This is a genomic window from Paraburkholderia sp. NMBU_R16 (assembly GCF_013282575.1).
Lineage (GTDB): Bacteria > Pseudomonadota > Gammaproteobacteria > Burkholderiales > Burkholderiaceae > Trinickia.
Map to the genome: position 1 here is coordinate 1 of NZ_JAAAYE010000199.1, position 1,304 is coordinate 1,304.

Annotated in this window: 1 pseudogene; it reads right to left on the reverse strand. The window is 62.5% G+C overall.

The features are described 5' to 3' along the window. Positions 1–1,281: pseudogene (locus tag GWC77_RS29860) on the reverse strand (IS3 family transposase); the annotation flags it as partial. Between the last annotated feature and the right edge of the window lie 23 nt (positions 1,282–1,304).

The following is a 1,304-nucleotide window of genomic DNA, read 5'->3' on the forward strand; positions in this document are numbered from 1 at the left end:
CGAATGCTCTGCGCGGGTAGTCGGGCCGGTACTTGCATGTGCGGAACAGCGCCTCAGCGTATGGGTTGTCGTTACTCACGCGCGGCCGGCTAAACGAAGCCACCACGCCGAGGTTTTGCAGCGTGGCGAGCATCGTCGCGCCCTTCATCGCACTGCCGTTGTCCGAGTGCAGCACCAGCGGTCGTCCCGCCAAGCCCTCGGCCAAGCTCGTGCGCCGCATGAGCAATGCGGCAAGCTCGGCCGATTCCGCCTCCTGCACTTCGTGACCGACGATCTTGCGACTGAATACGTCGAGCACCATGTACCAGTAGTAAAACTTGCCCTTGATTGCCGCCGGCAACCACGTAATGTCCCAAGACCACAGTTGATTCGGTGCCGTTGCACAATGGCTGGTGACGACATGCCGAGAAGGTTGGCGCGCACGACCGCGGCGGTGCTGCTGCGAAGCGTCGCGCAGCACGCGGTAAAAGCTCGATTCCGACGCAAGGTACACGCCGCGGTCCGCCAAGCTCGGCACGATCTGACTGGGCGGCACGCTCGCGAACTCGGCGCTATTGGCCACCTCCAGAATCTGCTGCCGCTCGGCCTCGCTCAGCTTGTTACGCGGCTGTGGTCGATTGGCTGTGCTGCGACCGTCGGCGCGTGCGACGTCGCCGTCACCAGTCCAGCGCTGGAACGTGCGCGCACTCAGGCCCAGCTCTTCGCATGCCCTGTGCAGGCGGCAGCCCGAGCCCACCGCCTTGCGAATCAACGATATGCATAACAGGCGATCCGGGACGTTGATCAGTCGTCCTCTTGTTCTCCCCAGATCGCCTGGGCTTTTTTTCGAAGTACAAGCAGCGCCGCTGCTTCCGCCAGCGCCTTCTCCTTGCGATGCAACTCCTTCTCGAGTTGCTTGATGCGCTGCTTGTCTTCTTTGGACTGCTGACGTTGCTCGCGCGCCTGCTCGGCAGCATTGGCGTTGGCGGCCACACACGAGGCCCGCCATGCGGCGATCTGCTCGGGATACAGGCCCTTGCGCCGGCAATATTCGGCTAGCTCCGCCGCGTTGAGCGGGGCGGTTTCCAATACAACGGCAAACTTGTCTTCCGAAGACCATCCTTCGGCATTCTTTCCGTCGCCCGGCACGGCCAATCCTTTTCCTTTCGCCTCGCGGCGCCACACGTACAACGTCTGCTCTGTGATCCCCGTCTCTCGCGCTAGCGCGGATACCGGCACATTTTCCGGCGGCATCATGCGACGCACCAGGGCTTCTTTTCGTTCTGCTGAGTAGGCTTTCATTCATGCCGATTCTACCGCCCCCG